This is a genomic window from Inquilinus limosus (assembly GCF_002195995.1).
GTDB classification, from domain to species: Bacteria; Pseudomonadota; Alphaproteobacteria; order DSM-16000; family Inquilinaceae; genus Inquilinus; species Inquilinus limosus_C.
This window is the reverse complement of sequence record NZ_NHON01000188.1, coordinates 1-4769: the sequence shown is the minus strand read 5'-3', so window position 1 is coordinate 4769 and position 4769 is coordinate 1. Positions and strand designations below refer to the sequence as shown.

Annotated in this window: 6 protein-coding genes; 3 read left to right on the top strand and 3 right to left on the bottom strand. The window is 70.0% G+C overall.

The features are described 5' to 3' along the window. Window positions 1-243 precede the first annotated feature (243 nt). Window positions 244-1080 carry a GNAT family N-acetyltransferase gene (locus BWR60_RS35610; RefSeq protein WP_179222085.1) on the bottom strand — a complete coding sequence of 279 codons (837 nt, stop codon included), beginning with the start codon at window positions 1078-1080 and terminating at the stop codon, window positions 244-246. Between the two features lie 154 nt (window positions 1081-1234). Between BWR60_RS35610 and BWR60_RS35605 the strand changes: the two genes are divergently transcribed. The 3 genes from BWR60_RS35605 to BWR60_RS35595 all read left to right on the top strand — a co-directional run bounded on the left by BWR60_RS35605 (window position 1235) and on the right by BWR60_RS35595 (window position 3154). Then, a complete protein-coding gene (locus tag BWR60_RS35605) occupies window positions 1235-1918 on the top strand; it encodes a helix-turn-helix transcriptional regulator (RefSeq protein WP_088158025.1) in 684 nt (227 codons plus the stop codon). Next, window positions 1908-2516, top strand: a complete 609-nt coding sequence (locus BWR60_RS35600) for a superoxide dismutase (RefSeq protein ID WP_088158023.1) — start codon at window positions 1908-1910, stop codon at window positions 2514-2516. The genes BWR60_RS35605 and BWR60_RS35600 overlap by 11 nt, the downstream gene beginning before the upstream one ends. A gap of 68 nt (window positions 2517-2584) precedes the next feature. After that, the gene (locus tag BWR60_RS35595) at window positions 2585-3154 is read left to right on the top strand and encodes a flavin reductase family protein (RefSeq protein ID WP_088158021.1); all 570 of its coding nucleotides are present in this window, start codon (window positions 2585-2587) and stop codon (window positions 3152-3154) included. A 6-nt stretch (window positions 3155-3160) separates the two neighbouring features. On the opposite strand, the gene BWR60_RS35590 is transcribed toward BWR60_RS35595, so the two are convergent. Together BWR60_RS35590 and BWR60_RS35585 are read right to left on the bottom strand one after the other, a co-directional pair. Continuing rightward, the gene (locus tag BWR60_RS35590; protein ID WP_230983282.1) at window positions 3161-3754 is read right to left on the bottom strand and encodes a DUF308 domain-containing protein; all 594 of its coding nucleotides are present in this window, start codon (window positions 3752-3754) and stop codon (window positions 3161-3163) included. A 151-nt stretch (window positions 3755-3905) separates the two neighbouring features. Next, complete coding sequence (locus BWR60_RS35585) at window positions 3906-4490, bottom strand: TetR/AcrR family transcriptional regulator (RefSeq protein ID WP_088158019.1); 585 nt, start codon at window positions 4488-4490, stop codon at window positions 3906-3908. Between the last annotated feature and the right edge of the window lie 279 nt (window positions 4491-4769).

The following is a 4769-nucleotide window of genomic DNA, read 5'->3' as shown; positions in this document are numbered from 1 at the left end:
GCCTTCGCTCGTCTCGTCCGTCTCAACCTCATGCACCGACGATCCATCGATCGCCTGAGCGGAGCAAAGCCCACACCACGCTCAGACCCAAGGCAAATCGTCCTTCTGTGACCATGAAACCTCAACCGGACACCCGTGGGCTTGACCCGAGGATCCAGGGGCGGCCAGAGCGGCTCTTGGGGGCCCCTGGATTGCCGGGTCAAGCCCGGCAATGACAGCGAGAGAGGGGGTGGGTAGCTTTCGTCACCCCAGATGGAAGCTGGCCATCACGGCGATGCGGCCGCGGTCGCTCGGGTGGCGGTCGCCGCCGCGGCGCATGTGGCGCAGCCGTCGCAGCTCCGGCACGCCGCGGCGGTGAAGATGGTCCAGCATCGCGGCGTTGCTGGAGGGCACGGTGATGGTCGCCGGCCCCTCCGCCCCGAATTCGGACAGCGCCGCCACCAGGGCCGCGCCGATCGCCTGGGTCTCCGCCAGCACCGGCCCGATCCGGTCCGGCTGGCATAGCCCGTAGCCGACCACCCGCCCGCCGTCGCGACAGACCATGCCGCCACCGGGATGCTCGTGGAACAGGGCGCCGATGCCGCTGGCCCGGTCGGCGCCGAACACGGCCGCGTCATAGGCGATGACGTCCGGCAGGTCCGCCTCCGCCATCGCCGCCAGTCCGGGCACCGGCGGCGCCTCGACCGGCGCCCGCGCCTCCAGCACCACCGACTGGTCGACATCGACGAAGCCGAGCTTCTCGTAGAGCGGCGCGCCGGAGGGCGAGGCGTCGAGCAGGATCACCCGGTCGGCCGGCACCGGGGCCAGCGCCGCCTCGACGATCCGACGGCCGAAGCCCCGCCCCTGCATTGCCGGGTCGGTGCCGACGATGCCGAGATAGGCGGCGCGGCCGTAGTCGACCACCGCCGCCGCCGCGCGGATCGCGCCATCCGCCTCCAGCACATGGATCGCCGCGTTGGCCATGCGCGACAGCCGGGCCACGGTCGGCCCGAAGCGCGGATTGCCGAAGGCCGCGGCCAGCAGCGCCGTCAGCGCTTCGGCCTCCTCCGGCCGCATCCACCGGCAGATCGGGTCGCTCATCTGGGGTGCGTCGATTCGAAGCTGGGATGACATGGCGACAGCTTCGACGCATCCGCCCGCCCGACGGAAGCGGCCGTCGCGCCGACCAGCCATGACGCGGCGTCGGAGCGATCTCACGCTTGCAGCGCGGCGACCGGGCGTTTATTTTCAAAGTATGGACTTTGACAATAATCCCCGGGAGCCGGCGACGGCGGCGGAGCGGCTGCTCCTGCTGCTGAAGACGCGCGGCGGCCAGAGCGCGGCGGCGCTCGGCGCCGCGCTCGGCACCACCGGGGAGGCGGCGCGGCAGCAGCTGGTCAAGCTGGCCGAGGCCGGGCTGGTGGACTCGGCGCCGCAGCGCGCCGGGGTCGGCCGGCCGGTCCAGCTCTGGTCCCTCACCGCCGCCGGCCATGCCCGCTTCCCCGACGGCCATGCCGAGATGGTGGCCGGGCTGATCGCCGGCGTCCGGCGCGAGCTGGGCGAGGCGGCGCTGGACCGGCTGATCGCCGCGCGCGAGGCCGAGACCCTGGCCCGCTATGCCGAGGCGACGGCGGCCGCGGCGACGCTGCGCGACCGGGTCGCCGCGCTGGCTGGCCTTCGCACCCGCGAGGGCTACATGGCTGGGTGGGAGGAAGACGAAAACGGCTTCCTTCTGGTCGAGAATCATTGTCCGATCTGCGCCGCGGCGGCGGCCTGCCAGGGCTTCTGCCGCTCTGAGCTCGACTTGTTCCGCCGCGTGCTCGGGCCGGAGGCCCGGGTCGAGCGCACGGAGCATATCCAGGCGGGGGCGCGCCGTTGCGCCTACCGCATCCTTCCACAATCAAGCCGATCAGAAAGTGAGCACCACAATGGCGTTTGAACTTCCCCAGCTGCCGTTCTCGCAGAACGCCCTCGCCGAGCGCGGCATGTGCCAGGAGACGCTGGAGCTGCATCACGGCAAGCACCACCAGGCCTATGTCACGGCGCTGAACGGCTTCGTCGAGAAGGACGACGCGCTGAAGGGCAAGTCGCTCGAGGAGATCGTCACCTTCGCCTATGGCAAGGACAACCTGGCCCCGGTGTTCAACAATGCCGGCCAGCATTGGAACCACATCCTGTTCTGGCAGAACCTGTCGCCGAAGGGCGGCGCCGTCCCGGGCGCGCTGGAGACCAAGCTGAACGCCGATTTCGGCAGCGTCCAGGCGTTCAAGGACGCCTTCAAGGCGGCGGCGATCGGCCAGTTCGGCTCCGGCTGGGCCTGGCTGGTGCTGGGCAAGGACGGCAAGCTGAAGGTCACCAAGACCCCGAACGGCTCCAACCCGCTCGCCACCGGCGAGGGCAAGGTGCTGCTCGGCCTCGACGTGTGGGAGCACAGCTACTATCTGGACTTCCGCAACCGCCGTCCGGACTACACCCAGAACTTCCTCGACAAGCTCGCCAATTACGAGTTCGCCGAGGCCCAGCTCAAGGCCGCCTGACGCCGACCCCGCCCGCCAGTCCGGCCGACTGGCGGGCGGCTTTACCCGACGGCCCTCAGGGACAGATCTTGGTCGCGCGCACCTCGCTTCGCTACAACCCGGACCCGCGGCACCCGCCGGCGGTGCCCCGCGACCGGTTCGTCGAGGCGCTGACGCGCCTGACCGCGACCATCTGCGTGGTGGCCGCGACCGAGCCCGACGGCACCCGGCACGGCCGCACCGCCACCGCGGTGATGTCGCTGGCGGCCGACCCGCCGACCATGCTGGTGTCGATCGACCGCAGCAGCGCCATGGCCGGGGTGATCGAGGCGACCGAGGGCTTCTCCGTCGCCATGCTGGCGGAGCACCAGGACGAGATCGCCGACGCCTTCGCCGGCAAGCTGCCGATCGCCCGCTCCGAACGCTTCACCCGCGGCAGCTGGTCCGCCTGGCCGTCCGGCCGGCCGAAGCTGGACGGCGCGGTCGCCGTGGTCGACTGCCACCTGATCGGCCTGACCGAGGTGTCGACCCACATCCTGTTCGTCGGCCTCGTCACCGAGGTCGAGACCCGCGACGCCTCCCCCCTGCTCTGGAGCCTGCGCCGCTACGCCGGCGTCGCCGCCCGCCCGGCCCCGACGTCCGCGGGCGACGAGGACTGAGCCGGTTCAGCTCGCCTGCGCGCTCCGGGCTGGTCCACCGGCCCTGCGATGCATCGCGACCGACAGCCACACCGCCGAGACCAGGAAGTAGATCGCGCCCACGGCGGCATATCCGGCGATCGTCCCGATCGACGGCGGCATCGGCTTCTGCGCCTGGACGATGAAGAGTGCGCCGGCCAGCGCCGATTGGCCGCCGCTGAGGATCATCGCCCATTGGGCGCCATGGCTCGTCCAGCGGCGGAGCGCGGTGCCGAGTTGCAGCAATCCGGAGAGGATCGCCCAGACGCCGAACACCTCGAGCACCGCGTTCATGCCGCTCTGCAGCGTCATGGCGACGGCCAGAGCGGTGATCAGGCTGACGATGGCGTTGATGCTCTGCGTGCGGTTCCGGCCCAGCCCGCCGCTGACCGCGGCATCGGCATAGTTCGCCAGGGCATCCCATGCCGGGTAGACGATCAGCAACACCGCGGCGATCGACGATTCATGCTGTCCGAGCGTGAATGCCGCGGCCACCCAGAGGGCGGAAAACGCCGCTCGGCCGAAATAGTAGAGCCTGAGCCATCGCTCCTGGGCGCCGGCGGGATCGGCATACGGGTCCAAGATTGAACGTCCTTTCCAAACGGGAACCCGAAGGCGCCGCTTCGCCTTCGGGGCATTTCGTCTACCGACCAGTTGGTAGATGACTTGCGCAACTTTTCGGATCGCTTGCGGTGCGGCCGCCGGACGTGCGCAAGCCGGCGGAGCGGAAGGATCAGTGCCGGATCGACATCCGGTCGAGGAGCGGGGCCATGATGACCCCGAACATCTTCGGATCGCCATAGGCCCGGGCCGACAGCATCGCCCCGTGAACGGCCGCCATGAACGCCTCCGCCTCGACGCGGGGCGTGCCGGTGACCTGCAGGCGGCCCTGCGCCACGCCGCGCTCCAGCACCGTGGTCAGCCAGCCGGACAGGAAGCGGAAATGCGCCGTGACCTCGAGCGCCACCGCTTCCGGCAGCATGGGCAGCTCGCTCGCCAGCAGGGCGCAGACGCAGAAAGACAGGCTGGCATCGGCGATGCAGGTTTCCCAGAACCCGGCATAGGCGCGGAGCCGTTCCGCCGGATCCGGGACCAGGCTTTCGAGCTCCGCCAGCCCCGCCACGGCCTCCTGCCGGTAGCGGGAGACGAGCGTGCGGACCAGGTCGGCCTTGCTCGGGAAGTGATGATGGATGCTGGGCTTGCGGATGCCGACCACATCGGCGATGTCGGCATAGCTGAAACCGTTATAGCCCCCGGCCACGATCAGGGATCGCGCGCAGGCCAGGATGTCGTCTGCGGTAGAGGCTGGGCTCTTCATGTCGCCTACCTACCTTCTAGTAGGTAGCAAGTCAAGCCTCACGGTACCGCTCGATGTCACATCCACCGCCCGGCGACAACTGCCGGACGATTCTGCTGGCTTTAATGTTCTTCTTTTGTTCTAATATAAGAATGGTCGATGGTGCCATCAGAGCCGGAACTCCCGCCGCCGCTTCGCCGGCCACGGCGCAGGCCGGCCGCTATGCCGAGGTGCTGGCGGAGCTGACCGAGCTGGCCCTGGAGCTGGCCCGCGTCTTCCAGGCCAGGGCGCTGGCCGCCG